General features: G+C 43.3%; 28 protein-coding genes. 9 read left to right on the top strand and 19 right to left on the bottom strand.

Annotated features, from left to right (window positions below; translation table 11 throughout):
• Positions 1-37: 37 nt before the first annotated feature.
• Complete coding sequence (locus tag EJP82_RS28495) at positions 38-202, bottom strand: hypothetical protein (RefSeq protein WP_246054287.1); 165 nt, start codon at positions 200-202, stop codon at positions 38-40.
• 531 nt (positions 203-733) lie between these two features.
• On the opposite strand from EJP82_RS28495, the gene EJP82_RS19135 reads away from it, so the two are divergent.
• Complete coding sequence (locus tag EJP82_RS19135) at positions 734-1771, top strand: LLM class flavin-dependent oxidoreductase (protein ID WP_127193673.1); 1038 nt, start codon at positions 734-736, stop codon at positions 1769-1771.
• A 51-nt stretch (positions 1772-1822) separates the two neighbouring features.
• Here EJP82_RS19135 and EJP82_RS19140 read toward each other — a convergent pair whose 3' ends face one another.
• The gene (locus EJP82_RS19140) at positions 1823-2458 is read right to left on the bottom strand and encodes an NAD(P)-dependent oxidoreductase (protein WP_127193674.1); all 636 of its coding nucleotides are present in this window, start codon (positions 2456-2458) and stop codon (positions 1823-1825) included.
• Between the two features lie 190 nt (positions 2459-2648).
• On the opposite strand from EJP82_RS19140, the gene pepT reads away from it, so the two are divergent.
• Positions 2649-3881, top strand: coding sequence for a peptidase T (pepT, locus tag EJP82_RS19145; protein ID WP_127193675.1), 1233 nt, complete (start codon positions 2649-2651; stop codon positions 3879-3881).
• Between the two features lie 64 nt (positions 3882-3945).
• Here the strand turns inward: pepT and EJP82_RS19150 are convergent, their stop codons facing one another.
• The 6 genes from EJP82_RS19150 to nagA form a co-directional block, all read right to left on the bottom strand.
• Complete coding sequence (locus EJP82_RS19150; RefSeq protein WP_127193676.1) at positions 3946-4131, bottom strand: hypothetical protein; 186 nt, start codon at positions 4129-4131, stop codon at positions 3946-3948.
• A gap of 123 nt (positions 4132-4254) precedes the next feature.
• The gene (locus EJP82_RS19155) at positions 4255-5058 is read right to left on the bottom strand and encodes a DeoR/GlpR family DNA-binding transcription regulator (RefSeq protein WP_127193677.1); all 804 of its coding nucleotides are present in this window, start codon (positions 5056-5058) and stop codon (positions 4255-4257) included.
• A gap of 114 nt (positions 5059-5172) precedes the next feature.
• Positions 5173-6102: a 1-phosphofructokinase gene (pfkB, locus tag EJP82_RS19160; protein ID WP_127193678.1), complete on the bottom strand. Its 930-nt coding sequence runs from the start codon at positions 6100-6102 to the stop codon at positions 5173-5175.
• Positions 6099-6965 (bottom strand): class II fructose-1,6-bisphosphate aldolase, encoded by an 867-nt coding sequence (gene fba / locus EJP82_RS19165; protein WP_211350196.1) that lies wholly within the window; start codon positions 6963-6965, stop codon positions 6099-6101. The genes pfkB and fba overlap by 4 nt, the downstream gene beginning before the upstream one ends.
• Before the next feature lie 57 nt (positions 6966-7022).
• A complete protein-coding gene (locus tag EJP82_RS19170) occupies positions 7023-7985 on the bottom strand; it encodes an ROK family protein (RefSeq protein WP_127193680.1) in 963 nt (320 codons plus the stop codon).
• A 38-nt stretch (positions 7986-8023) separates the two neighbouring features.
• Positions 8024-9226 carry an N-acetylglucosamine-6-phosphate deacetylase gene (nagA, locus tag EJP82_RS19175; RefSeq protein ID WP_170220235.1) on the bottom strand — a complete coding sequence of 401 codons (1203 nt, stop codon included), beginning with the start codon at positions 9224-9226 and terminating at the stop codon, positions 8024-8026.
• 260 nt (positions 9227-9486) lie between these two features.
• Here nagA and EJP82_RS19180 point away from each other — a divergent pair, with 260 nt between their 5' ends.
• A complete protein-coding gene (locus tag EJP82_RS19180; RefSeq protein ID WP_170220236.1) occupies positions 9487-10530 on the top strand; it encodes an SIS domain-containing protein in 1044 nt (347 codons plus the stop codon).
• 86 nt (positions 10531-10616) lie between these two features.
• Here EJP82_RS19180 and EJP82_RS19185 read toward each other — a convergent pair whose 3' ends face one another.
• Together EJP82_RS19185 and EJP82_RS19190 are read right to left on the bottom strand one after the other, a co-directional pair.
• Complete coding sequence (locus EJP82_RS19185) at positions 10617-11717, bottom strand: TFIIB-type zinc ribbon-containing protein (protein WP_127193683.1); 1101 nt, start codon at positions 11715-11717, stop codon at positions 10617-10619.
• Between the two features lie 17 nt (positions 11718-11734).
• Positions 11735-12805, bottom strand: coding sequence for an SPFH domain-containing protein (locus tag EJP82_RS19190; protein WP_127193684.1), 1071 nt, complete (start codon positions 12803-12805; stop codon positions 11735-11737).
• A gap of 212 nt (positions 12806-13017) precedes the next feature.
• Here EJP82_RS19190 and EJP82_RS19195 point away from each other — a divergent pair, with 212 nt between their 5' ends.
• Together EJP82_RS19195 and EJP82_RS19200 are read left to right on the top strand one after the other, a co-directional pair.
• Positions 13018-13947 carry a bifunctional helix-turn-helix transcriptional regulator/GNAT family N-acetyltransferase gene (locus EJP82_RS19195; RefSeq protein WP_127193685.1) on the top strand — a complete coding sequence of 310 codons (930 nt, stop codon included), beginning with the start codon at positions 13018-13020 and terminating at the stop codon, positions 13945-13947.
• Between the two features lie 74 nt (positions 13948-14021).
• Positions 14022-14756, top strand: a complete 735-nt coding sequence (locus EJP82_RS19200; protein WP_127193686.1) for an SDR family NAD(P)-dependent oxidoreductase — start codon at positions 14022-14024, stop codon at positions 14754-14756.
• A 65-nt stretch (positions 14757-14821) separates the two neighbouring features.
• Here the strand turns inward: EJP82_RS19200 and EJP82_RS19205 are convergent, their stop codons facing one another.
• The 6 genes from EJP82_RS19205 to EJP82_RS19230 form a co-directional block, all read right to left on the bottom strand.
• On the bottom strand, positions 14822-15433 hold the full coding sequence (locus tag EJP82_RS19205; protein ID WP_127193687.1) for a flavin reductase family protein: 612 nt from the start codon (positions 15431-15433) through the stop codon (positions 14822-14824).
• Between the two features lie 42 nt (positions 15434-15475).
• On the bottom strand, positions 15476-16084 hold the full coding sequence (locus EJP82_RS19210; protein ID WP_127193688.1) for an alpha/beta hydrolase: 609 nt from the start codon (positions 16082-16084) through the stop codon (positions 15476-15478).
• A gap of 77 nt (positions 16085-16161) precedes the next feature.
• Complete coding sequence (locus EJP82_RS19215) at positions 16162-16788, bottom strand: nitroreductase family protein (RefSeq protein ID WP_127193689.1); 627 nt, start codon at positions 16786-16788, stop codon at positions 16162-16164.
• Positions 16789-16833: 45 nt separating this feature from the next.
• Positions 16834-17232 carry a DoxX family protein gene (locus tag EJP82_RS19220; RefSeq protein WP_127193690.1) on the bottom strand — a complete coding sequence of 133 codons (399 nt, stop codon included), beginning with the start codon at positions 17230-17232 and terminating at the stop codon, positions 16834-16836.
• Positions 17233-17398: 166 nt separating this feature from the next.
• Entirely contained in the window at positions 17399-18130 is a 732-nt protein-coding gene (locus EJP82_RS19225) for a copper homeostasis protein CutC (RefSeq protein ID WP_127193691.1), read from the bottom strand.
• A gap of 57 nt (positions 18131-18187) precedes the next feature.
• Positions 18188-18631, bottom strand: a complete 444-nt coding sequence (locus EJP82_RS19230; RefSeq protein ID WP_127193692.1) for a MarR family winged helix-turn-helix transcriptional regulator — start codon at positions 18629-18631, stop codon at positions 18188-18190.
• A gap of 266 nt (positions 18632-18897) precedes the next feature.
• Here EJP82_RS19230 and EJP82_RS19235 point away from each other — a divergent pair, with 266 nt between their 5' ends.
• Positions 18898-20040: a serine hydrolase domain-containing protein gene (locus EJP82_RS19235; RefSeq protein ID WP_127193693.1), complete on the top strand. Its 1143-nt coding sequence runs from the start codon at positions 18898-18900 to the stop codon at positions 20038-20040.
• Between the two features lie 67 nt (positions 20041-20107).
• Here the strand turns inward: EJP82_RS19235 and EJP82_RS19240 are convergent, their stop codons facing one another.
• The gene (locus EJP82_RS19240) at positions 20108-20860 is read right to left on the bottom strand and encodes an SDR family NAD(P)-dependent oxidoreductase (RefSeq protein ID WP_127193694.1); all 753 of its coding nucleotides are present in this window, start codon (positions 20858-20860) and stop codon (positions 20108-20110) included.
• A 226-nt stretch (positions 20861-21086) separates the two neighbouring features.
• Between EJP82_RS19240 and EJP82_RS19245 the strand changes: the two genes are divergently transcribed.
• Complete coding sequence (locus EJP82_RS19245; protein WP_127193695.1) at positions 21087-21806, top strand: 3-ketoacyl-ACP reductase; 720 nt, start codon at positions 21087-21089, stop codon at positions 21804-21806.
• A gap of 73 nt (positions 21807-21879) precedes the next feature.
• On the opposite strand, the gene EJP82_RS19250 is transcribed toward EJP82_RS19245, so the two are convergent.
• Together EJP82_RS19250 and EJP82_RS19255 are read right to left on the bottom strand one after the other, a co-directional pair.
• The gene (locus EJP82_RS19250) at positions 21880-22719 is read right to left on the bottom strand and encodes a DUF2785 domain-containing protein (protein ID WP_127193696.1); all 840 of its coding nucleotides are present in this window, start codon (positions 22717-22719) and stop codon (positions 21880-21882) included.
• Positions 22716-23435, bottom strand: coding sequence for an HAD family hydrolase (locus tag EJP82_RS19255; RefSeq protein ID WP_127193697.1), 720 nt, complete (start codon positions 23433-23435; stop codon positions 22716-22718). The genes EJP82_RS19250 and EJP82_RS19255 overlap by 4 nt, the downstream gene beginning before the upstream one ends.
• A gap of 267 nt (positions 23436-23702) precedes the next feature.
• On the opposite strand from EJP82_RS19255, the gene EJP82_RS19260 reads away from it, so the two are divergent.
• The gene (locus tag EJP82_RS19260) at positions 23703-24362 is read left to right on the top strand and encodes a TetR/AcrR family transcriptional regulator (protein WP_170220237.1); all 660 of its coding nucleotides are present in this window, start codon (positions 23703-23705) and stop codon (positions 24360-24362) included.
• A 64-nt stretch (positions 24363-24426) separates the two neighbouring features.
• A complete protein-coding gene (locus EJP82_RS19265; protein WP_127193699.1) occupies positions 24427-25455 on the top strand; it encodes an alpha/beta fold hydrolase in 1029 nt (342 codons plus the stop codon).
• The last annotated feature ends 17 nt before the right edge of the window (positions 25456-25472 follow it).

A 25472-nucleotide genomic window follows, 5' to 3' on the forward strand; every position in this document is an offset into this window, starting at 1 on the left:
TGGTAGAAGTTGTTCTAGTTCGTTTGCAGTTAGAAAATTACCAGGAATCCAATGTGATAAGGTTGTATAAAATTAGCTCATCTCGTAGCTCAGCATCCAAAGAACCGATATTATTTATCATTTCTTGTATCAACTGAAATGTATCGGGAGGTGCTTGGTAGCCATTATCTTTAATTAATTTCAACTTTTCTTTTAAATTCATTTTATACGCTCCTACTAGAAATTTTCCGAACTGACTTTTTTAAGGGTTTCTACTAACTATGCGGCTTCTTTCCTACCCCTTTTCCCTTCCTAATAAGGTACAGATAGGATCAGATACTATTCCACAATAGAGCGAAAATGCATATTTTACTAGGTATTTTCTTGCATTACCTGGGCTCTGACATGCCAAATAAGGTTCGTACAACACGACAAAAAAGCACACCACGGGCGTCATGGACGCTACGTAAGTGTGCTTCACTCTGAGCAAATATTTACCTATATTTTAGCAAAGAATATAAAATACATTAAACGCAAACTTTGTAGCCAGTGATCACATTTGTTATGATAAGAATGTACTCATATATAAAAGAAAGTAAGTAACATAAATAACGCGTATGCTTCCGAGGTAAGTTTTGTACGGGCCGTATTCTGGAAGTGATGCTAACAAAAAAAAGCGTATGCTTCCGAAGCAAGTTTTGTACGAAGTGTATTCAGGAAGTATTGCTAACAAAACTTTAAGGAGGCTACATCAATGTCTGATAAAGATTTGAATAATAAAGAGGCTCGGCAACTTTCGGATATCCCAGTCTCTATCCTGGATCTAGCCCCAATTACGTCAGGTGGCACAGCTACCGACTCTCTACGCAACACACTTGATCTGGCGCAACATGCTGACGAATGGGGTTATAACCGATATTGGCTGGCAGAACATCACAATATGCCGGGGATCGCCAGTTCAGCTACTTCCGTCGTCATCGGGCATGTCGCTGCAGGAACTAAAAGAATTAGAGTGGGTTCCGGTGGGGTCATGTTACCTAACCATTCCCCTTTGGTCATAGCCGAGCAGTTCGGAACATTGGAATCTCTATTCCCTGGGCGTATTGATCTTGGACTCGGAAGAGCCCCGGGATCAGACCAACTGACTTCTCAAGCGTTACGAAGAGGCCCCGGTAGCAACGGTCAGGATTTCCCTGAACGGCTCCGTGAACTCCGAGACTATTTCAATCCCCCCGCTACTTCCGCTATGAGGGTTCGAGCTATTCCCGGTGAAGGTCTGAACGTTCCGATATGGCTGCTAGGATCCAGTGGTTTTAGTGCTGATCTCTCGGGGAGACTAGGGCTACCCTTCGCTTTTGCCAGTCATTTTGCTCCCGAGTATTTGCTGCCTGCCTTGGATATTTACCGTAGTCAATTCCGTCCGTCAGAGACCCTCGAGAAGCCCTATGCTATGATCGGCGTAAGTGTCATCGTGGCTGATAGTGATGAGGAAGCCCTGCGGTTAGCGACTTCCCAAGAGCAGCAGTTCTTGAATCTCATCCGTGGTCGTACCGGCCCTTTACAACCACCAGTAGATAATATGGATGCTCTATGGAATGCGCAAGAGAAAGCCATTGTTCGTAGTAAATTCAGTTATGGCGCAGTCGGTAGCCCAGATACTGTTCGCAAAGTGTTAGAGTCTCATTTGTTAGAGACTGGGGCCGATGAAATCATCGTCTCAGCTCAAGTTTATGATCATCAAGCGCGTTTACATTCATATGAGTTGTTGGCTGATATCTTTAGTAAGAAATAATCATCATTAGTACCTAAATGCTCTTCATCCGAAAAAAACGCCCTCTATTGCTTAGTTCGCAATAAAGGGTGTTTTTCCAATGTACTTTGTATCATCAATTTGTTGAAGAAGAAAATCCGCAATGTCTTGATTTGTCATCTTCATTCCAGGCATATCAGTCAAATTCACTTTAATTCTCCCTGTCTGCGGACCCTCAACTACGACGGGTAAACGTACCAATGTCCAATCTATGTTACTACTAGCTAAGATTTCGTGTTCTTTCTTTTTGTCGGCCATCATTGCAGGATAAAGGATAAGAAACAGCCTTGCCCCAAGTTTATTTAATAAGCTCTTGTGATCCCCATCAACATTTAATGATCCACCTGTAACTGCTATGTATCTCCGAATCCCTAAATCATTCATCGCTGTAAGTATATTGCTGGTTACTGCACTGTATATAGGTGAATCTTTAGCCGGTTGCCCTAACGTATTAATTACGACATTACAACCTTGAATCAGGTTTGCAATGACATCTTTGTCTCTAGCATCACCTTCTACCACTTCGATGTGCTCGTTGGAAGTTGTCTGAAGATTGATACTTCTAACTAGCATTCTAACTTGATAACCTCGCTTCAATGCATAATCGGCGATAAATCGTCCGACCTTACCTCGGCCGCCAATGACTGCAATTTTGAGCGTATAATTCATTCTTATCAACACCGATCTAGAAACATTGTATTTTAATCTCAATAAAGGATAACTTAAACATAGTACGTGTTTTCGCCTATTATGTTCCATTACTATTTCTCACCCTTTATTGTGCAGCAGCCGTTTGATACAATTCAATTAACAATGAACTTACTACTCCCTATAAAACAAAGGAAAGAAGCTGAACTTATTGAAAGAAGAGATCATCCGGAGATTTACCTCTTATGTCCAAGTCGACACACAATCTAATGAAGATAATGAGAGTTGTCCCTCTACTCCCGGGCAATTAACATTCGCCCAAATGCTAGCAGAAGAGCTGCGAAACATCGGTATGAAAGACATCAGCTTAGATGAATATGGCTATCTCATGGCTACCCTTCCCGCTAATACACAGAAAGAAGTACCAGTCATCGGATTTCTAGCGCATTTAGATACGGCCTCAGATTTCAATGGCGCTAACGTCTCTCCACAATTTGTTGAAAATTATGATGGTGGAGACATTACATTGAACGAAGCTCAGCAGATTGTATTGTCACCCAAGGACTTTCCTGAACTTCTTACATACAAAGGTCAGACGTTAATTACAACCGATGGTACTTCGCTGCTCGGTGCTGACGACAAGGCAGGAATCGCTGAAATTATGACCGCGATGGCCTACCTAATCGCACATCCGGAAATCAAGCATGGTACAGTACGAGTTGCTTTTACCCCTGATGAAGAAATCGGTAGAGGCCCTGAGCGCTTTGATGTAGCCGCCTTTGGCGCTAAATATGCATATACTGTAGACGGTGGACAACTCGGTGAACTGGAGTATGAGAGCTTTAATGCCGCCTCAGTAAAAATCTGGTGTAAAGGGGTTAACATCCACCCCGGATTTGCCAAAGGAAAAATGATTAACTCCGCCAAAATGGCTATGGAGTTCCAACGTCGTCTACCTGCCGAAGAAGCACCTGAAACGACTGATGGTTATGAAGGTTTCTATCATCTACAGTCTATACAAGGGAATGTAGAGCAAACACAACTACAATATATTATTCGAGACTTCGATCGAAATCGATTCAAGGAGCGCAAAGCCAACATGCAGCGTATTGTAGATGAACTAAGAGCTATCTACGGTGAGGACAATCTCATTTTGGAGATGAAAGACACGTATTATAACATGAAGGAAAAGATTGAACCTGTGATCGAAATCGTGCATATCGCTCGTGAGGTTATGGAGGGTCTTGGTATTGAGCCGATTATCAAGCCTATCCGTGGCGGTACAGATGGTTCTCAATTATCTTATATGGGACTGCCCACACCAAACCTGTTCGCAGGCGGGGAGAACTTCCATGGTAAGTACGAGTATGTTTCAGTTGAAAGTATGGTCTATGCGAGTAAAGTGATCATTGAGATTGCAAAGCAATTTGAGCAAAGAGCCTAAGGGTAAGATCAAATAACCCCGTCATGGAAAGATGCCATGGCGGGGTTTTACATATACAAATATCTTAAAATATTCTGACTAAAACAATAATAACAGCTATGATTCCAACCAGAATGAGCAAATTTGTTACTTGATATAGAAGGCCTGGAGCACCTTGAGAGTGAAGCCTTTTCTCATTCACATCAAAGTTAGCTTTGGCTGCGTATGGGTCCGATAAATGGGAAAGCGGCTTGTTGCTATCATCAAACATGGTATCAACCCCTTTAGGTGAATATACCAAATTATAACATACGTTAAGTGAAATAATCGCAGAAAAACAGATGTTCAAATACTGAACATCTGTCTTGGGATTGGGACAAACAACATGTCCCAGCTATGATTGATGAGCAACATCTTCAACCGTTGTATGAATCGCAATCTGTTGTTCTTTACATGCTGCTTCAAACCAGCCCTCTGGATGCTTATTCGTAATGACTCCCGTTGCCCGATGCAATGGGATAATCGTGAACAGAGCGCTTTTCTCAAGCTTACTTTGGTCGAATACAGCATATACTTCGCTTGAACGCTCGATTAGCAGTTGGGCAATACGAGCCTCCAACTCAGAATGCATAGTAAATCCATGAGCTTGAGATACCCCGTCTACACCAAGGAACATCTTCGTAACGTTGATCTTTTCAATAACACTTTCCGCAAGTGGACCACTAAGTTCGTAACTCTTCGCGCGCATGACACCGCCAATGACCACTACTTGAACACCATCTGCATCTGCTAGCTCAGAAGCGATATTCACCGCATTGGTGACAATCGTGATGTTCCGGTGCTTTTTTAAAGCTCTGGCGATAAAAAAGGTTGTCGTGCCTCCGGTTAGGCAAACGATGTCTCCTTCTTCCACCAGTTCCGCAGCCACCTCGGCGATCCGTTCTTTGCCTTGCCGCTGAAAAAACCGTTTATCTGCAAAGGGCAATTCCGATGTCGACTGCATGAGTGCCCCTTCATAGATGGCTCCCCCAATCGTACGAATGATCTGCCCTGATTTCTCTAACAAATCGAGATCACGCCTGGCGGTAGCTTCCGAGCACCCAATGGTCTCGATAATTTCTTGAATCGATATTTTCCCATGCAATTTAATGAGTTCCAGAAGTTTGGTCCTGCGCAACTCACTCTTTGAGTATTCCATAACTCTCTCCTTTGATGACATTGCGTCATCCATGCTAATCCTAATTTTGTAGGATGGAGGACTAAATTGCAAGTAGGCTAATTCAATTGTAATATTACGAGCGAACCCTACGACTTATAAGGCTACGACTTGAACTTGTTTAACGTAATCTTGAAAAAGTTTATATTCGATATGGCCTGCTTTGTCAGACATCGCATTAGCTGCTGCTGCCGCTGAAGCAATGCGTAGCTTCTCTGCAGGCGAATCTCCACGTTCTTCTGCAAACGCCATACCTGCAACAAATGAATCCCCACAGCCAACCGTATTCACTGCCTGAATGTTTGGTGGAATAACACGGTACCCTTGTCCATCGATGAATGCAATAGCTCCTCGGTCACCCAGTGTGACACACACTTGAGGGATCCCCTCAGCTGCTAGTTTTTGCGCCGCCTCTGCCCATTCAGACTCATTAAGTTGATCTTGTCCCAGCCATCCAGCTAGCTCATGTTCATTCGGCTTCACAAAATGAGGCCGAGCTTGCAATCCACTAGTCAGCGCTGCCCCGCTAGTATCCAAGAATACGCGTGCCTTGGTTGACTGAATGATACCGATAAGATCAGCATACAAGTCAGCAGGTGCACCAGGTGGTAAGCTACCCGATAACACCACAACACTCGATTGTAGAGCAAGTCTGTGTATCGTCTGCTTCATCTCCGTAATTTGATTGTCACTGATTGTCGGTCCCTGTTCAAGTAACTCTGTGGAGGTTCCGTTGGACTCATCAATGATGTTCAGACATACGCGTGATTCTCCCGCTACACGAACAAAGGAAGTTTGAATTCCCCGATTGTTCAAGCTACTTTCAATAAAAGAACCGCTACTGCCAGCAACAAATCCAGTTGCCGTTACCTCACCACCAAGTAGTGTGATCACTTTGGCTACATTATTACCTTTGCCGCCTGGCTCGGCAATTTGCCGGGCGACGCGTTGCACGCCGCCTAGTTCAAACTGATTTACATAGTACGTTTTATCTATGGCCGCATTTAGCGTGACCGTTGTAATCATCGAAGATCGCCGGCTTTTCCGATACATCCGCAAAGTTCCATTTTTTCAATCGCAAGGCGCTTCACAGCTTCTTTAGCAGGAACCATATATTTACGAGGGTCATTCTCTTCCACGTTAGCAGCGAATACATCTTTAATTGCATTCGAGAACGCGATACGCAATTCTGTAGCAACGTTCATTTTGGACATCCCTAGAGCTACTGCCTTCTTCACTTGCTCAGCTGGAATTCCTGAACCACCATGTAGAACCAACGGAACATCAACGATCTCAGCTATTTTTGCAATGCGGTCAAAGTCAATATTTGGCTCGCCTTTATAAATACCATGAGCTGTACCGATTGCTGGTGCTAGTGTAAGCACACCTGTACGTTCAATAAACAATCTGCAATCTTCAGGGTCAGCAAGCAAGGCTTCGTGTTCAGCCACGACGATATCATCCTCAACGCCGCCTACTTTACCAAGTTCTGCTTCCACATTTACACCTGCTGCAAGAGCGATTTCCATTACTTTAAGTGTGCGTTCCACATTCTCTTCAAACGCAAACATAGAAGCATCGATCATGACCGATGTATAACCTGCACGGATACACTGAACAATCGTCGAAAAATCTGTACAATGGTCCAAATGCAAAGCGATGGGTAGTCCAGTACGATCAGCAGCAACTTTAGCAGCTTCCGCTATGTAATCAGGACCTAAGTGTTTCACCGTTCCAACCGTTGATTGAATGATGAGTGGGGATTGAGTTTCGACCGCTGCCTCTACTACTGCTTGAAGCATTTCTAATGTGTGAACGTTGAAAGCACCAACAGCGTATTTATTCTTACGAGCGATTTGCAGCATTTCAGTGGATGAGATAAGTGTCATGATAAGTTCCTCCTAAGTGTGTTTTGCCAGATAAACTGGCTATATAGTGGTAATCTCTTAACCTTGTTTATGTTGATGTAGCGCCCAAAGCGCACTTCCAATAATGCCGGCATCGTCACTAAGTTCTGCACTCTTGATAGCAAAATGATTGCGATAATCTTGGAGTAAACGATGATTTAATTCCTCTCTCATCGGTGCAAAAATGAGCTCACCAGCTAAGGCGCCCCCTCCACCGATAACAATCACATCGGGCGAGAGAGTCGGTACGACCCAAGCCAATGCACGCCCAAGTACACGTCCCGTCTGTTCAAGCACATCACGTGACAGATCGTCACCTGCTAGACATGCACGCGAAACGTCGCTTGAACGGATATCTTTCACATCAGGAAACCACTCGCTAAGCAGACTTGCTTCGCCTAGTTCTATTCGCGTCTGAGCTTGCTTTGCAATCCCTGTTGCAGATACGATCGTTTCGAGACAGCCGATTCTTCCACAGCCGCACGCAAAGGTCCCATGATCGACCGGCACATGTCCGATCTCACCCGCCATAAAGTTGTGTCCACGATGTATTTCCCCGCGCTGTACAAACGCAGCTGCCAAGCCCGTGCCAATTGTAATTCCGTATACGTAATCGTGACCGCGGCCAGCACCTGCAACCGCTTCTCCATATACATACATGCGGACATCATTATCTATAAAGACCGGCTTACCTGTAATTGCCCTGAGCTTAGCCGCCACAGGTACTTGATTCCAGTTCAGATTAACTGCCCGAAGACTAATGCCTGCCTCGGGATCAACAAGTCCTGGAATACCTAAGCCAATAACTTCTATATCATGGGCAGCGATTCCAGCTTCTTCACTAAGCTGTTCAAGCGTTACAGCTATGCTCTCTAAAATAGCGTCTACGCCTCTTTCAGGCTTGGTTGGATATTTCCGTTTAATCAGGACATTGCCGAGTTCATCCAATATGCCGCACTCAATATTGGTACCACCAACATCAACACCAACTGCATATTTCATAGAAGATCCCTCCTCTCCCGTTCCAAATAATCAAAGTACTAGTCCGCACAAGCGTAGACCTGATGCCCTTGCACAAAAGTTTGAAGCACTTTAAAATGTTCATTTACTATGATTAAATCTGCATCCTTGCCCAGCTCAATGGTTCCCTTAGAATCGTGAACTCCAATTTGTGTAGCTGGATGAATTGTTAGTGCAGGAACAAGATCCGCAACATCCATTCCTGTAAACTTAACTGCGTTAGCCAAAGCCTCAATCATCGTCAGTGAACTGCCTGCTAGGCCGCCTTCTGTTCCATCTTCTTGTTTCAGATACACTTTGCCTTGTTTCATGATGACCGGCAGCTTACCAAGCACATATTCCCCATCGGGACATCCAGCCGCACACATACTATCTGTGATCAGAAGAACTTTGCCCTCTGGCTTAATGTCGAAAGCCCATTTGATTAAACTAGGGTGTACGTGAATACCATCGCAAATTACTTCAACTGCTAATTGATCCAGCATCAGTGATCCACCAGCGGCACCAGGTTCTCTATGATGTAAAGGCTTCATCCCATTGAAGAGATGGGTTACCTGCGAAGCGCCCCACTCCGTCGCGCGTTGCATTGTTTCGAAGTCGGCATCGGTATGACCCAAGGAAATAACGACTCCTTTGTGCACAGCATGACGGATGACTTCTTCCGCATGGTTCAGTTCAGGTGCAATCGTCATGAGCTTGATGGTCCCTTGCGAAGCTGACCAGAAGGCATCGAATTCTTCTATAGAAGGTTCACGAAGATCCGCTGGGTTCTGTGCCCCACATCTAGCTGCATTCAGAAATGGTCCTTCCAGATGAACACCTAACAAGTTAGCCCCATCCGGTTCACGTTCTATCTTCATCGATTGTGCAGCACATTCCAGAGCTGTAATGATTTCTTCATGTGTCGCAGTAAGCGTCGTTGCTAGTAATGAAGTTGTTCCATTAGAAGCATGAAATCTACACATACCCTGAATCTGATCTACATTCCCCAGCATGGCATCGTAACCACCACCACCATGAACGTGAATATCGATGAACCCTGGTAACAAAAGCCCTCCACAGGCGTCCACATGTTCAAGTCCTACGCTATCATCCTCTACATTCGGTTCAGAAGTAGAGATTTGAGTAATCGTTCCATTCTTGATAAGTAAGCTACCATTCTCAATCCAGCCATCAGGCGTAAGAATCCGTGCGTTATAAATTCGAGTTGCTTTATGCTGCATCAACATTTCCCCCTTATATATGTGGCGAAATCGGTCTGATGTTTTATTTCATTTCATGATTATAATAATCTCATTTATTGATTTTTTCAATCTTTTTTTGATTATTTTGATAAATAAGCAATAAAAAATACACAAAACACACCTCAAAATGATTGTAATTATCATTAATTGATTAAATTTTTCTTTTTATGATTGAAATTATGATCGAATTGATTTACACTCACATTACATACACAACAATATTTAGGAGGCTATTATCCATGAGCTTAACTTATAGCGAAATTAAGCAACAATATACGGCTTTACAACAAACCTATGATTACATGCTCTCTAAAAGACAAGAAATTATTGCCTTTGCAAAATCTGAGTCCATCACTTCCGTTACCTTTGTTGGCTGTGGGTCAAGCTACTGCTTAAGTGAATCGGCTGCATTCTCTACTCGTCTGCGTGCGGGACTTCCAGCAAGCGCATTAGCTGGTGGCGATCTCATGTTAAACCCTGAGCGGTACAACACTTTGTTAGACAAAACTCTATTGGTAGCTCCATCGCGTTCCGGCAGCACAAGTGAAGTAGTTGAAGCACTACGATTGCTTCAAAATGATAAGCCTATTGCTGTACTGACACTTTCCTGTGTGACAGATTCACCACTTTCGAAAAAGGCGAATTTATCGCTAGAGTTACCTTGGGCATTCGACCACAGTGTCTGCCAGACTCGTACCGTAACCAATCTTTATGTAGCTAACCTGATGTTGACCGCATTCCTCGGCAACGATGAAGTTGTTATCGCAGACATCCAAAAGGCGATCAACCAAGGCGAAGCCTACATGGCACGCGTAGAAAGTGATATTCGTAAAACAGCTGATTTCGCTTGGACGAATGCCGTTGTGCTTGCTGATGGCGAGCTTCAAGGTCTTGCTTCCGAAGGTGCTATCGCTTTGACTGAGATTGCAAAGGTACAAGCACATTCCTACCACCTGCTGGACGTTCGTCATGGTCCGATGGTAACTGTTGGACCGGATACACTTGTGATCGCGGCGATCACTGGTAATGGTACAGAACAACAACGCAATCTAATGCGTGACATCAAAGGCAGAGGTGCTACGATTATCGCATTCGCCGATCATGCCGATGCTGTAGCGGCAGAACACGTAGATCTAGCTGTCATCTCAGACAACAGATTAGATGTTGCCGTACAAGGTATTCCGTTTATCTTCATTCCACAAATCGTTGCTTTGACTAGTGCTGACCGTCAGGGCATTAACCCCGACCAACCCGATGGTCTGGTTGCTTGGGTCAAACTATAAATCAACCCTAATAAAAAAGCATTTCACCCCCTTTTGAATGGGGATGAAATGCTTTTTGCAATGTGCATTTTAAATTGTAATCAGAACTATTGCGACTGACTAATAAAGTAAATCAATAAAACAAGTACGGCGACCCAGAATAGCGAGAAGAAAGTGATTTTCCAAGCACTCTTAGGCGCTTTACCCGATACGGCACCCGTCTCTCCGTTAACCATATACCTGAATTGCTTATTCTGGTATGTATAAATCGCATTCCATATCGGCAATAGGATGTGCTTGTAGGTAGCATTGGAGTAATGAGTCCGTATATTCACGTTCCGCTGTTCGTCCCCGCCAATCTGACCTCGCACCCCTCCACTAATCGCTCCATCCATAACGTTCGTCGCTTGATCCCAACCTTGCTTAAGCGGTACCGAATACCGCTCTGCTATGAAACCACTAATATAGTGTGGCTTGTAAGCTGCTAGATTCTTGAGATCAAATTTCCCGATATTCCCCAACAACTTCGCATCATATTGTCCAGAAGCGGGGATGAGTACATCATCAAAAAACCTACTATAAGTACCACTCGTAGAATGCCACACCGTATATCGTACCCGCTCGGTATAGGTTTCCGTCTTGCCATTGACTGTGCGCGTCCTTGTCTCATTCCGGTAATGGTATGTACCTACCTCTGCTGTGTAAGCTGAGGAGGTATTCGCATCATAAGTCCAATGGGGAATGTAGATACCATTCAGACTTGAATTAACATTCTGTTTCTTAAATTGGTTAGGTGCAAACCAACGTTTTCGTTTCCATGCACGGAATGAGGAAATGGCTTGCTCTTGTGAGATCCGAAAGGGTAGAACCGATTCAGGACGTATACTTCTTTCCGCATCATTTTGAGGCAATACTTTTGGCGATCCGCAAAAAGGACAGGTCACAGCGGTTTGATGATTACTCAGCAGCATCTGTCCCCCGCAGTTTGAACAAGACAACGCCTGTTGTTCTGTATCCCAATCCGTAGAAGCCGCTTCTTCTACATCCGCGAAATTCAAGCTGTGCTCTTGGGGCTCGGTCATGATATTCTCTATCGTCTCTTCTCTAGCACAATATCCACATTTGAGATTTTGACTCTCCGTATCAAACATCATCTGGCCACCACAGCTTTGGCAAGGGAAACTAACCTGATTTGCTTCAGAACTCATAATCCATCCCTCATCCTTTACTGTTTAGTTCCACACCCGGAACAAAACTTACTATTTGGCGCCTGCTCAGTCCCACACTGGGAACAGAATTTCACCTCTGCCTTTGGTGTACCACAATCCGAGCAAAATTTAGCCCCTGGTGGATTCTGATGACCACAATGTTCACAAGCTATCGTTCCCATTACGGGTGGGGTCGCCGGAGATGGAGCTGCTTGCTGAGGTGTAAGATTAGAGTTATTCATCACTCCATTAAACATTTGTCCCATAGCCATGGCAGCACCCATTCCTGCTCCCGCACCTGCAAGTCCGTTATCCGAATTATTCGCAGCTTCACGAATAGCTTCAGCAGCCTGATACTTCATATACTGATCGAGATTTCCAGCGATGTTCATGGAAGATTTACGATCAATCATTTTCTCCACTTCTTCAGGCAAAGATAGGTTCTCAATCACGAATCCCACTAGCGACAGTCCGATGTCAGCAAAACTCTGGTTAAGACGTTGACCCGCTTGATGGCTTAGTTCTTGGTAACTTGCAGCAAGATCAGCCACAGGAATTTTGGATTCGGCTAACATATCGCTAATATTGGAGACAATAAGTGTTTTGAAAAAACCGTTAAGGCTCTCCGCGCTAAAGTTCTCATTGGTTCCGAATATCCCACGCATGAACAAGGCCGGGTCACTTACTCTAAACGAATAATTACCAAAACCACGCAAACGAATCATCCCAAATTCAGGATCACGCATAATGACTGGATTGGTTGTTCCCCACTTCTGATCCGTAAAGATCGCAGTGCTCACAAAGTAGACATCCGCCTTAAATGGCGAGTTAAACCCATATTTCCAAGATTTAAGACCTGTAAGTACGGGCATATTCTGCGTGCTAAGCGTGTGACGGCCAGGACCAAATATATCGGCAATGACACCTTCATTCACAAAAATAGCTGCCTGCGATTCACGAACAGTTAATTGCGCACCCATTTTAATGGCGTTATCATACACTGGAAATTTGTATACTACCGAACCTGTTGTATCATTCCATTCAATAACTTCAATAAATTGACCTTTGATAAACGAAAAGAGTCCCAAATGACGTCATCCTCCTAAGCCTTCTATATTTACATATATTATACGTTAGGAATTGTGATTCGGTATCGGAAATAATGGCAGAAAACCTCGTATTTTGTAATATATCTTAAAATGCACGCAAATGAATGGAATGGAATTTAGTTGCTTATCAACAACTAATTAATTGACAAAAGCAACTAATTAATTTAAATATATAAAAAGGAGGTGTTTCCATGTCATTAATTACTTTAGAAAATAGAATCCATACCGTACGGCACTTCAATCGTTTTATCACTCGTAATATAGGAGTTTTGCAAGAAGGTTTGTTACATAGTCCTTACTCTCTCACTGAAGTCCGTATTATGTTTGAACTAGCCCATCGAGACAATCCGACTGCATCTGACCTAACCAAGGAGTTGGGACTTGATGCAGGTTACCTTAGTCGTATCCTGGCTCGTCTTGAACAGCAAGGACTTATCGTTAAAGTCCGCTCGGAAACCGATGGTAGGCAACGGATTCTGCAACTCACTCCCGAAGGTAAAGAGGTTTATCTGCCTCTTAATGAACGCTCAAATGAAGAAGTAGCCGAGATGCTTAGTGAGCTCTCAGAGGGGGATCAAGTTCAGCTGTTTAAAGCTATGCAAACTATCGAAAAGCTGTTAACTAAAGACTTCAAATATTCTAAACCGTTTATCTTACGGCCTCATGAGCCGGGAGATATGGGTTGGATCGTTCATAAACATGGTGTGCTCTATGCTCAAGAATATGGTTGGGATGAACGGTTTGAAGCCTCCGTATTGCAAATAGCAACTGAATTTATTAATAACTACAACCCTAAACAGGAACGTTGCTGGATCGCTGAAATGAACGGAGAAATCGTCGGTTCTATCGTTGTTGTACAGGAGAGTGACACAATTGCTAAACTTCGCTTGCTCATAGTTGACCCAAAAGCACGTGGGATGGGGCTGGGTACACGCCTCGTTGAAGAAGCAATTCAGTTTGCCAAACGTGCAAAATACCAAAAGCTAGTATTATGGACTAATCATGTACTCAAGGAAGCACGTCACATCTATCGCAAAGCAGGTTTTACACTTGTAGCTGAGGAAAAGCATAGCAACTATGGTCCAGAGGTCATTGGGGAAACGTGGGAGTTAATTCTATAATCTGATGTACACCCTCATCATTTAGTTATACAATTTGAGAAAGATTTTCTGCGGTAGAGAGGGGAGTTATATTCGTGCTCAAAAATAGAATAGTAATCGTAACGGGTGCAGCTTCAGGAATTGGAAGGGAAGTTGTCACACAATGCTTACTTGAGGGTGCTTCGGTTATAGCATGCGATATTAATGAACATTCCTTAGATGACTTAAAACGTTCAACAGCTGACCATCTTGTTCTATATACATATCCATTAGATGTGAGCAATTATGATGAGGTCGCATTATTTTTTGACTATGTGAAGGCAGAACACCCTAACATTAATGGACTAGTTAATAATGCCGGCATTTATTTAGCTAAAAATATACTAGATTATCAGGCTGAAGAAATAGATCAAGTTCTTAATATAAACGTAAAGGGGTTTATTTACTTCTCGCAAATGTTCGGCAGACTATTGATGAATAGCCAGCGCGAAGGAATTATCGTGAATATGTCCTCAGTTTCAGGTATTGAAGGCAGTTCAGATGCCATTTACGGTTCATCCAAAGCTGCCATACTAGGTTTAACGAAAAGTTGCGCGATGAATTTTTCGCCTTACATTCGAGTTAATGCAGTTGCTCCTACGATGGTCAACACTCCCATGATGAATACGATACCTGAATGGAGAAAAGAAGAGTATTTACAACATCAACTTATCAACACACCTGTATTGCCCGAAGATGTTGCTAATACTGTAGCTTTCTTATTATCAGATAAAGCGAAGCACTATACAGGAGCAACCTTTGATATTAATAATGGAGGATATCTGCGATAGCATACAAAAAGCATTCCGTCTCTTTATGAAGGGCTGGAATGCTTTTTATATCGTAGTATTTTTCGTTAATCTGGGCGTTCAATCGAAAAGATTTCACCCAGTTTAGAATAGTTAGTCCCTGCCAAACGGCTCACCGGTTTCAATCCTTCCGGATCGATATGTCCATCTTGATATAAAGACTCATCGATGTGAAATTGGACCACCCGCCCAATTAACAAATCGGTAGCGGGTGCCTCCGCTGTTCCGCCAAGTGGGATCACTTGCTCCAGCAGACATTCCATGCGGATTTTGGCTTCAGCAAGGCCAGGTACAGAGATCACTTCACTTTTGATCGGGGTAAGTCCAGCTAAGTCAACTTCACTCTCTTCTGGCGGCAGACTAGCAGCTGTTACATTAATCTCCTGAATGTAGGATTCATCCGATATGTGAACTACAAAAGCACCCGACTCTATGGCGTTCCTTGAAGTATCTTTCGGTACACCCTGCTTTCGCTGTACAGAAATCGATATCAGAGGAGGATTCGCCGTCACGATATTAAAATAGCTGTAAGGTGCAGCATTCAACACCCCACTACTAGACAATGTTGTTACCATCGCTATAGGTCGTGGGATGATACTACCAATTAAGAGCTTATAGTTATCACGTTCACTTTGGTTGTTCGGATCAAACGATAACATTCTGCATCCCTCCTCGCTCGCAGTTGATTAATCAGTCAATTTTTATGCAAAATTTTGTTGATACCAGATCCCAGCAGCCTTCACCTCAGAAGAAGTTAACTGATGGCCAAATGCTTCCCAATGAACTGTAACTTGTGCCCCTGCTCCGGTCAGAATACCATCCAAATCTCTTGTCTCATTAGGTGGGCACATGTTATCGTTACTTCCTGCTCCGATAAAGATGGGAACCCCAGCTAAATCAGGTAGTTCAATCCCCCGGCGTGGCACCATCGGATGGTGTAGAATCGCCCCACGGAGCGCATCTGAATAATGGAACAGGAGACTTGCGGCGATATTGGCACCGTTAGAATAACCAACTGCCACCACTTGTTTACGATCAAATCCATAATCGGCAGCAGCCTGATCTAGAAAATCATTCAACTCTTTTGTACGAAAGATCAAATCTTCCTCATCAAATATTCCTTCCGACAGACGGCGGAAGAACCGCGGCATTCCGTTCTCCAGTACATTCCCTCGTACACTCAATACGGACGACCCAGGAGATATTAGCTCTGCTAGTGGTATTAAGTCATTTTCAGTTCCACCAGTACCATGTAGTAGAAGTAACACTGGCGCCTCCCGATCCGTTCCTTTTTGAAAAATATGCTTCATTATAGATCACCCTCCAACACCCGCATAAACCGGGTTCATTATATAAGATAACTTCCTGATATCTTTAACGGTACCTATTAGAACTTATTGTAACTAACAAATTCAGCTACGGGCTTGCGATAGCCACGTGGTCTCATGCTCGTCGTATCCTCTTTGCCAATTGCGATTAGCATAGCAGGAACATATGAATCTGGGATTTGCAGTATATCACTTAATGCATCCGGATCAAATCCGATCATAGGGCAAGTATCCCATCCTTTATCCTTAGCAATCAACATCATTGCCATAGCAGACAAGCTTGCATTTCGGATCGCTTCATCCCGCTGAAATGACTCACCCCGGGTTTCATAGAACTCCAGTACACTGGACACAGTCATATCATACTCTTGTTTACTAAGGATGCCCAAATTGAGCGAACCTTCGTTAATTTTTGCGACATCTTTATATGCATCTTTATTACCCAAAACTACGATGACGGCTGAAGCTGTTTCAACCTTATATTGTTTGTTTGCAGCTTCGTACACCTTCTGCTTCTGCTCGTGGTCTTTAACAACAACGTAGTGAGCATGCTGTAAATTGAATGCAGATGGAACAAATTTCGTAAGCTGAAAAATTTCATCCAGCTCCTTATCTTCTATTGTAACTCCGGTAACAAATTTATTCGCCGATCTGCGCGATTTAAGTAAAGAAGTAAATTCACTCATTAAAATATTCCTCCTAGGTTGTCTCAGTTAAGTTGTCTTTTATAGTTACAGAATCGCGTCAATGGAGTAATCTCCGCCGCCAATCAGTGCAATTCCCACAGCTATTGCAATCACGATCAAGTTGTATTCATATCCGTTTCCAGTGGACCAGAAGCCGTTCTTACCATGTACCGTAACAATTGCAACTAACATCGTTATGACGATCAGCGCAGCAGCGAACGGAGTAAATAATCCTAGAGTGAGAAGTAGCCCACCAATCAATTCTGAAAGACCCGCCATAACTGCCATCAGAATTCCCGGCTTAATGCCGATGGATTCCATCCAACCTCCCGTTCCTTTGGGTCCGTATCCCCCAAACCATCCAAACAACTTCTGTGCGCCATGTCCTACAAACGTCAATCCAATTACTAACCTAACAATTAATAAACCTAATGCTATACTCATTTTTAAAACTCTCCCTTATGTTCTTTTATGTTTGTTTCAAGAATCTTTATATAAAGATATATGGCGTAAGAATGAGTGAATAACTCACCATAGCCTGTGATGTATTTGGAGTAGGCTCCGAAGCCTACCCCTTCATTAATGTGGTCAACAGCATATCCATCAACCATCAGCCAATGTAACTGATTTTATTAACTAAGTCCTTCAATCGAGTCGGGTCTATCGGCGCTAAAGCCGAGCTATCCAACCGAACTGCGGAGCCAAAATGCACTTCAGATACGCCCGTAGCTTCAATAAATGACTCGATTCCTTCAATTGTCAGACCATGACCTGCGAGAATACTTAGTGAATGCCCACTGAAAGGTTGAGACAATGAACCTGCCTCCCTGTCCCTAGTTATTTCAACTAGTTTGCGAATCATCGGCACTGCTTCTGGCGCTGGTCTTACTCCACCTGAAGTTAGTACACGGGATATTTGGTGGTAACGCAAGAGTGTCCTTAACCCAGCAACCATATCCTCTAATTCATCAAAGGCACGATGAAAGGTTACATCCAACTTTCCGGCGAGTGGAAGCACTTGTTCTAGAAATGCTTCATCAATGCCCCGGTCCACCGTCAAAGCACCTATGACAATTCCCGCTGCACCCGTTGCTGCGATTGCCTTGATGTCCGCTGACATCGTAGCTACATCCTGCTTCCCATATACAAAAGACCGACTATGTGGTCGTACCATAACATTTACCGGGATATCGACGGCAGCAACGACTTGCTCAATCATTCCAATACTAGGAGTTAATCCACCTTCTGTGATAGCAGTAATCAATTCAAGACGACCCGCACCACATTCTTCAGCTAGCAACGCATCCTCTACACAAGTTGCGATAACCTCCAACACTACCATCTAACTGGAACCCCCTTCAGTGTGATCTGCAAGAAACAGACATAGGGTATGAATGTTCTACTTAAAATTCTCCTGAGCGTACTTACCTAACTTCTTCAAAAGCTGTGCCGCTACAGATTTCTCTTCTGGAGAAAGACCAGCCATCGCTTGCTCTATCACTTCCGTATGCTTAGGAAAAACTTCTTCTATAAATTGCTCTCCCTGATTCGTTATCTCTGCGTATATTAGACGGCGGTCTTCCGTAGAAGCTCTACGGGCAACGAGGCCTTTTTTCTCTAGTTTATCAACGACATACGTGATATTCCCACTACTCATAAGCACCTTACCACAGATTTGTTGAATGGGTTGCGATCCCTTATGATATAGTAGCTCAAGAACCCCAAATTCAGTTCGAGTTAGACCATATTGTCGAATATCCCTTTCGGTATGAGCATTCAGCCATTGGGTTGCTCTTGTAAGTGCAACGTAGAGATCTAGGGACTCATTCTTAGTTTGATCCATGCTTATTCCACCTCCTACAATACCGTAAATATATTTTGCATAACAAAATTATCTCGACATGAAATATCTTAATATTAAGATACTTTATTTGTTGTAAACTGTCAACTGCTATTTAATAACTCAGAAAGCTATTGATTCTATATTGTGATAAAAACAAATGTTTTATTATACAAAATAACGCACTTCTCGAACACTTATAGACAACATAAGGTCTATTCGTTAGAATAACTCCATTGTTCCTACTTTAAGGAAGGCGAGGGAAATTAATGAATGAGATTCCAGAAGGCGTTCGTATATACAAGGGAGCTGTAGATGTAGCTCCGGAGGAAGTAGGGCTCAGCTCCGAGCAGTTGAACAAATTGAAGGCTCACTTCTATGGATTAATGGAACGTGGGGAGCTCCAAGCAGCCAGTTATCTTGTGGCACGGCACGGGAAGATTGCTGCATGGAATTCATTAGGGAAGCTAGATGGTACGCAAGAGCACGGTGATTTGCAACCAGATTCCATTCGCAAACTGTCTTCTTTAACGAAATCATTCACTAACGTCGCAATAGGTACACTGATCGAGGATGGTAAGCTTTACTTGGATCAGCCGGTGGTTACAATTCTAGACGAGTTTAACAATTCGACACATCAAGACATTACCATCTTTCACTTATTAACGCATACATCCGGTATTATGCCCGTGTCCGGTTATTTCAATGAGCCCTATCCACGAGAATGGTGGGGAGCACAGGGTTTTGACAATTGGATTCGTAAAATACTACAAGGAACCTTGGTATGTGAACCAGGAACAGCCTACAATTATTCGACAGTCGGCTACGCCTTACTGGGGGAAATCATTACTCGAGTATCGGGTGTGCCGTATGAACAATACATTACGGAGCAGATTCTACTTCCATTAGGAATGAGCCGAACCTACTTCGATGTTCCGCAGGAATTACACAATCAAGTGCTTATTGTGGATCAGTATGACCACGATTCACTTACAAGCCGACAGGACAGAACTGGTGGACCTCCGAGATCAGATAGCGGACTTCATTCAACCTTATATGATTTATGGAAGTTCGGACAAATGCTCTTGAATGGTGGTACTTTCGAAGGGCAACGAATTTTAGGGCGTAGAACAGTCGATTTGTTAACGCGTCGTCATCTGTTCAATATTCCGGCATACCATTGGGGTGGGAAAATCAAAGATAAAGGTCAAGCACTTGGCTTCGACCTCGCTATTGATCATATGTCTTTCGAATCGATCGGTACGTTTCAGTTGGAAGGGGCGGGCCGTTCAGCCCTATTTGTAGACCCTGCTGAACAATTGGTAGTCGTCTTCTTCGTACCATCTGCGTATTCATGGGTGCCTCTCTCCGTGTTGGGTACCAAGCAAATTATTTGGTCAAGTTTGATGTAATTAATTACTCTGTAACCATTAAAAAATGCACTCCCTATTTCTAGGGGGTGCATTTTTTAAAGTATATTTATTTCGCAGAATATCCACCGTCGATCGGAAGTTCAATACCTGTAATATAGGAAGATTCATCTGAAGCTAGGAATAATACGCCTTTTGCGATATCTTCCGCTTCGCCAAGTCGTGGAAGTGGCGACATGGACAAGAACCAAGCTTTCATTTTTTCATCGTTCATCATGTCGGTCGTCATCGGCGTTCTGATAAATCCAGGGTGCACGGAATTCGCCCGAATGTTATGTTTAGCATAATCTACAGCCGTTGCTTTGGTCAGCATCCGAACTGCCCCTTTACTTGCAGTATAAGGACCTGTTCCGCTACCACCCGTTAATCCAGCGATTGAGGAAATGTTGACGATGGACCCTCCACCTTGTTGGATCATGTGAGGGATTACCTCTTTTTGTCCTAAAAAGACACTTGTCAGGTTGATGTTCATTACCTTATTCCATAGTTCAACATCCGTTTCGAGGAACGGTGTAGCGCTAGAAATACCAGCATTGTTAACAAGAATGTCTACTTTACCAAATGTAGCAACGGCTTGATCCACAACGCGCTTCCAGTCTTCTTCGGAAGTTACATTATGAGCCAGACCAATCGCTTCTCCACCGCTCTGTACAATCTCCTCAGCAACTTGCTTAATCTTATCTTCCTGTATATCTGTTAAGACGAGCTTGGCACCTTCTTTCGCAAAAAGAAGCGCATCGGCTTTACCCATTCCACCAGCTGCACCAGTAATAATAGCTACTTTATTCTCTAATCTCTTCAAGTAAATCCCTCCTTGTAGTAGTGTGAGAAATATCACATCAAGCACCATACACCTTTTATTCTATGGATTCAAGCCATTTTCCTATCTTTACCTAATTTGCATATATTATTAAAAATCGCGGTTTGTCCATTTTATTACAGATACTACCCCTACCCTTACTATTACCTCGTATATAATATAAAATAAACATGTAAACTATAAAAAATGGATATGGAGGAGATCAGACATGCAACTTTCAAATAAAACAGCCATCATTACGGGGGCAGGTAAAGGCATTGGCAAATCCATCGCAATTGCTTTGGCGAAGGAAGGCGTGAACCTCGGCCTCATTGCACGGACAGCAGCTGACCTCGAATCATTGCAAAATTCTTTAAAGATAGAACACTCCGTGAATGTACATATTGCTACAGCGGATATCTCTAACCAACAAGAAGCCGAAGCAGCCGTCTTGAAACTTAAAGAGCAACTCGGTTCTATCGATATTCTTATCAACAATGCAGGAATCGCTGAATTCGGCACCCTCGTTGAGATGGAACAAAGCACTTGGGAACGAATCATTCAAGTAAATCTGATGGGTACCTATTATATTACCCGCGCAGCACTTCCCTTCATGCTGGAGCAAAATAGCGGAGATATTATCAATGTCGCTTCAACGGCTGGAGAACGTGGTTTTGCTACGGGTTCGGCATATTGTGCATCTAAATTCGCCGTGCTCGGCTTAACGGAGTCCCTATTACAAGAAGTTCGCAAGTCGAACATTCGGGTAGTTGCTCTTACACCTAGCACTGTTGCTACCGAGTTGGCACAAAATGCAGGATTAAAAATTGGGGATGAAGACCGGATGATGCAACCGGAGGATGTTGCGGAATTGGCCTTGGCTACCTTGAAACTACCATCACGAGTATTTATCAAAACTGCAGGTATTTGGACAACTAACCCACAGTAAGAAGCTGTGATTGACTATAAAAGCACAGAAAAACCCCGCTCTCGTAGAGCGGGGTTTTTCTTATACCACCTTATTAAACGAAGATATTTAACTTTGCTTCTGTTTTAATTATTGCATCCATAAGTTCCGTCCCACGATTGTGATGAAGCAGTCTGAAATAAAGACTGCGTAGGAAATTTTTCGTATTCGTACGGGTCATATACAAACTGCGGCTCCGCGGCCAGTCGCAGCATTGCTCCAATTGGCCAAACCAATCAGTAATCAACGAAGGCGACAGCAGATCATGTTCAATTATAGTAACAACGATGCTAGCAATACGGTCGTCCTCATCGTCACTAAAAACATACCGCCCGTTATACAGCATTCCCTGAATTGCAGCTAGCACTTCTAGCTGCACAGCTTCATCGCTTTCCACGCACCGCACTAACTCTTCCAAGGCATCCGCCCCATGAGCTGCTGCATGAGCCCAACCGCCCTCGGTCACATAACCTCGTAAATCCTTTTCTTCTATGTAGTATCCAATCAGACGTTCTTTCAAGTGTGTGAATTCAGATAGGTCCAGAAAAGGTTGCTCTATATGCCGCTGCAATATCAAAACCACAACAAGTACAGAGAACGTTCTTGTAAATACACTCGGATCTTCCTCGCTACCCAAATGATAAAACAGATGTTCATCGTCGATGATAACAGATAAGATCTCTCGAAGCTCCGCGTCATTAAATAGCTTTTTCTCACCGATCCATCCGGCAAAAGTAGCGTAAATGAGATTGTCACGCAACTCCGGCAAAGGGTCCCCAATATACTTCAGCATCAGCTTTATGTAATCCCACAATACTTCACCCTCATTTAGCATATAACCATTATCTTCGATTCTTTGCAGATCAACCATCAATTCTTCTCTTATGTCGTTCATGCTCTCGTCTCCCATCCTGGTATCTTTCGCAAGTTACCGTCCCATATTTGCACTTTACTTGTTACTTCTAGCCCTTCTGGCGATGAATTGGAATGGATATAACAAGCATCGATCCCAGCTCTCAGGGCCCCTGCCATGTCGGTTCTTGGGTCATTGCCGATCATGATTGCCGAGGATAAGTCGACTTCATAGGTAGTCCTTAGATAATCAAAAAATAGCGGATCCGGTTTACTTATCCCTGCTTCCGATGATATGGCAATCCCATCAAACAAATCGTAAATACCCAATACCTTTAGCTCAGCCTCAACAAACGTCTTCTGCCCGTTCGATAGGAGATACACTCCTTTACCTTTAGACCGTAGAGTATTGAGAATCTCGATAACCCCATCATAAAGAGATAGATGTCGCATACTCAGGATACGTAACCAGTGTACCGTTTCATCCAGCCAATCCTCGTTTGGCTCACCATTTAGATCACGTACGATAGCGGCAAAGACGTTCTGCATTACGAAATCAGGGAACTCACAGTGCTGCGCGGCCGCCTTCATCTGAACTTCAATCTCCTGAGCCACACGACGGCACAAATCCTCCCCCGTAGTATCCATCCCATAGTACCGGAAATGAAAAGCCATAGCCTCCCACACTTCTGGGCTCTCTTCCTCCGTATGAATATCAATTAACGTACCATATAGATCAAAAATATAATTCTGATACACTACGTCCCCTCCAACTTGGATCTATGTACTCTCTACAACACACTTTGGAATATTATGTACTTACACTATAGTATCATGGGTACTTCAGGCAATACATATGACAAATATACTAAAGAACGGTAGGTGATATTTCACGAAGGTAACACCAATAAGTTCAACGGAATTGGGCCTTCTTTTCTTTAGCTTGAAAATAATTTGTTTACTTACTAACGAACGTTAGTTAATATAGTTGTATTGGAAAAAATTATGAATTACGAGGTATATGATATGAACCCACCGCTAACCCCGCATACTTTTGTAGATATCCATAATAATCCTATGAAGAACGCAACCAAGGCCTCCATTCTTCATACATGTATCGAACTCTTTGCTCATTCTGGATATAGCGCGGTCTCCATTCGTGAAATCACACGTAACGTTGGGATTAAGGAAAGCTCTCTGTATAATCATTTTCGCAATAAGAATGAAATCATCGAAACCATCTATACCAACTACCGAATGGAGCTCGCGCGGATTCTACCTTCCATGGAGAAAGTAGATGAGTTAATTCCACTGATGGAGCCAGAAGTATTCATGCAGCAGGGATTTACTTTATTTAAGATGAGCTACAATAACCCTACATTTGAGAAAATGTGGCGAATTGTTCAGATCGAACAGTTTCGTGATGTCCGCGCTAGAGATATCTATCTGAACGACATCTGTAACAACACACTTCTTTTCGTCGAACAAGTATTTCAGAAACTCATCAACATGGGCAAAATGAAACCCTTGGATCCTACCGATTTAGCCGCAGCTTATCAATACCCCGTGTTTGCGATGATGATCGAATATTATATTTTGAAATGTGATCAGAAGGATACAAGTCTACTCGAGAAACGAATGAACAACCATATTCAACAATTTTTCCAGAACAACTTAACAAGTTAGGGTGTAACGGATCGAGGTTGGGAGAAATAGAGCTACATAGATACATTACAGAGGAGAATGTTACATGGGCGTTTTTTGGGCAAAGAGAGACTTTGTCGTTCCCCCTACCGGGATCAGCAAAGTCGAGCAGCTTGTTATTGGAGGCATACAGCAGTACGTGTTAATTCAATCGGAGAATATCAGTAATCCTATCTTGTTGATGCTCCATGGGGGCCCCGGCCTGCCTGTTCCAGGTGTATCGAATCGCTCCAGAGATTATGCGTTAGCGACAACAACCAAAGACCTAGTCAAACATTATACCCTTGTATTCTGGGACCAAAGAGGTGCTGGCAAATCTTACGCACGCAATATTCCTGAAGACTCGTTTAACGTTGCCCAATTTGTAGCGGATGCCAAAGAAGTCGTCCAGTATCTCAAAAACCATTTCCATAGAGATAAAATATTTATCGCCGGCCACTCATGGGGAAGTATTCTTGGCTTACGGTTAGCTTATGAGAATCCAACTGATTTCTACGCTTATATCGGTATTTCACAATTGATTAACTGGGCAGAGAATGACGTCTTGTGTTTGCGGTGGGCTTTGGATAAAGCGATAGAAACAAACAACCAAAAGGCAATCGATGAGTTAACGAACTGCGGAGAACCACCTTTTGTAACGAGTGTAGAGCAATGGACAACGGTAAGAAAATGGCTTGCTAAGTACAATGCCATGATCTACTCTGATGATCAAGTGAAGCATTCCGGTATGAAGCTAGCTTTCAGTATACTTATGCGGTCCCCTGATTACTCTATCCGGAATATTATGAATACGTTCAAAGGCTTTGGGGCCAGCTACACGCAAACGATGATCGAGGATTTTGCAACGATTAATTACGAAGAGGAGATCACGCGAGTTGAAATCCCCGTTACTATCATTCATGGGAGCAAGGATCTCCAAGTTTACGGCGAGCTTCTAGAACGGTACTATCAATCGCTAGAAGCTCCCGCAGGCAAGCAACTCATATGGATGGAGCATTCATCGCATATGTTTCATCCCGATGATGCTAGAGCAATAGAAAGAGAGATCATTAAGCTCAAGCATTTGAGCAACTAAGCGCATAGGCACCGCCT

It is taken from the genome of Paenibacillus anaericanus (assembly GCF_003994475.1).
Taxonomy (GTDB): Bacteria; Bacillota; Bacilli; order Paenibacillales; family Paenibacillaceae; genus Fontibacillus; species Fontibacillus anaericanus.

Bases quoted from the DNA above. Each gene is read 5' to 3' on its own strand.
- EJP82_RS19220 (WP_127193690.1), bottom strand. From the start codon at position 17,232: ATGAGTATAGCATTAGGTTTATTAATTGTTAGGTTAGTAATTGGATTG.
- EJP82_RS19250 (WP_127193696.1), bottom strand. From the start codon at position 22,719: ATGAACGACATAAGAGAAGAATTGATGGTTGATCTGCAAAGAATCGAA.
- EJP82_RS19225 (WP_127193691.1), bottom strand. From the start codon at position 18,130: ATGGTAGTGTTGGAGGTTATCGCAACTTGTGTAGAGGATGCGTTGCTA.
- EJP82_RS19265 (WP_127193699.1), top strand. From the start codon at position 24,427: ATGGGCGTTTTTTGGGCAAAGAGAGACTTTGTCGTTCCCCCTACCGGG.
- EJP82_RS19150 (WP_127193676.1), bottom strand. From the start codon at position 4,131: ATGTTTGATGATAGCAACAAGCCGCTTTCCCATTTATCGGACCCATAC.
- EJP82_RS19205 (WP_127193687.1), bottom strand. From the start codon at position 15,433: ATGTTATCGTTTGATCCGAACAACCAAAGTGAACGTGATAACTATAAG.
- EJP82_RS19135 (WP_127193673.1), top strand. From the start codon at position 734: ATGTCTGATAAAGATTTGAATAATAAAGAGGCTCGGCAACTTTCGGAT.
- EJP82_RS19260 (WP_170220237.1), top strand. From the start codon at position 23,703: ATGAACCCACCGCTAACCCCGCATACTTTTGTAGATATCCATAATAAT.
- EJP82_RS19170 (WP_127193680.1), bottom strand. From the start codon at position 7,985: ATGAAATATGCAGTTGGTGTTGATGTTGGTGGTACCAATATTGAGTGC.
- pfkB (WP_127193678.1), bottom strand. From the start codon at position 6,102: ATGATTACAACGGTCACGCTAAATGCGGCCATAGATAAAACGTACTAT.
- EJP82_RS19235 (WP_127193693.1), top strand. From the start codon at position 18,898: ATGAATGAGATTCCAGAAGGCGTTCGTATATACAAGGGAGCTGTAGAT.
- EJP82_RS28495 (WP_246054287.1), bottom strand. From the start codon at position 202: ATGAATTTAAAAGAAAAGTTGAAATTAATTAAAGATAATGGCTACCAA.
- EJP82_RS19230 (WP_127193692.1), bottom strand. From the start codon at position 18,631: ATGGATCAAACTAAGAATGAGTCCCTAGATCTCTACGTTGCACTTACA.
- EJP82_RS19185 (WP_127193683.1), bottom strand. From the start codon at position 11,717: ATGAGTTCTGAAGCAAATCAGGTTAGTTTCCCTTGCCAAAGCTGTGGT.
- fba (WP_211350196.1), bottom strand. From the start codon at position 6,965: ATGACACTTATCTCATCCACTGAAATGCTGCAAATCGCTCGTAAGAAT.
- nagA (WP_170220235.1), bottom strand. From the start codon at position 9,226: ATGCAGCATAAAGCAACTCGAATTTATAACGCACGGATTCTTACGCCT.
- EJP82_RS19195 (WP_127193685.1), top strand. From the start codon at position 13,018: ATGTCATTAATTACTTTAGAAAATAGAATCCATACCGTACGGCACTTC.
- EJP82_RS19155 (WP_127193677.1), bottom strand. From the start codon at position 5,058: ATGGAATACTCAAAGAGTGAGTTGCGCAGGACCAAACTTCTGGAACTC.
- EJP82_RS19140 (WP_127193674.1), bottom strand. From the start codon at position 2,458: ATGAATTATACGCTCAAAATTGCAGTCATTGGCGGCCGAGGTAAGGTC.
- EJP82_RS19210 (WP_127193688.1), bottom strand. From the start codon at position 16,084: ATGAAGCATATTTTTCAAAAAGGAACGGATCGGGAGGCGCCAGTGTTA.
- EJP82_RS19215 (WP_127193689.1), bottom strand. From the start codon at position 16,788: ATGAGTGAATTTACTTCTTTACTTAAATCGCGCAGATCGGCGAATAAA.
- EJP82_RS19180 (WP_170220236.1), top strand. From the start codon at position 9,487: ATGAGCTTAACTTATAGCGAAATTAAGCAACAATATACGGCTTTACAA.
- EJP82_RS19245 (WP_127193695.1), top strand. From the start codon at position 21,087: ATGCAACTTTCAAATAAAACAGCCATCATTACGGGGGCAGGTAAAGGC.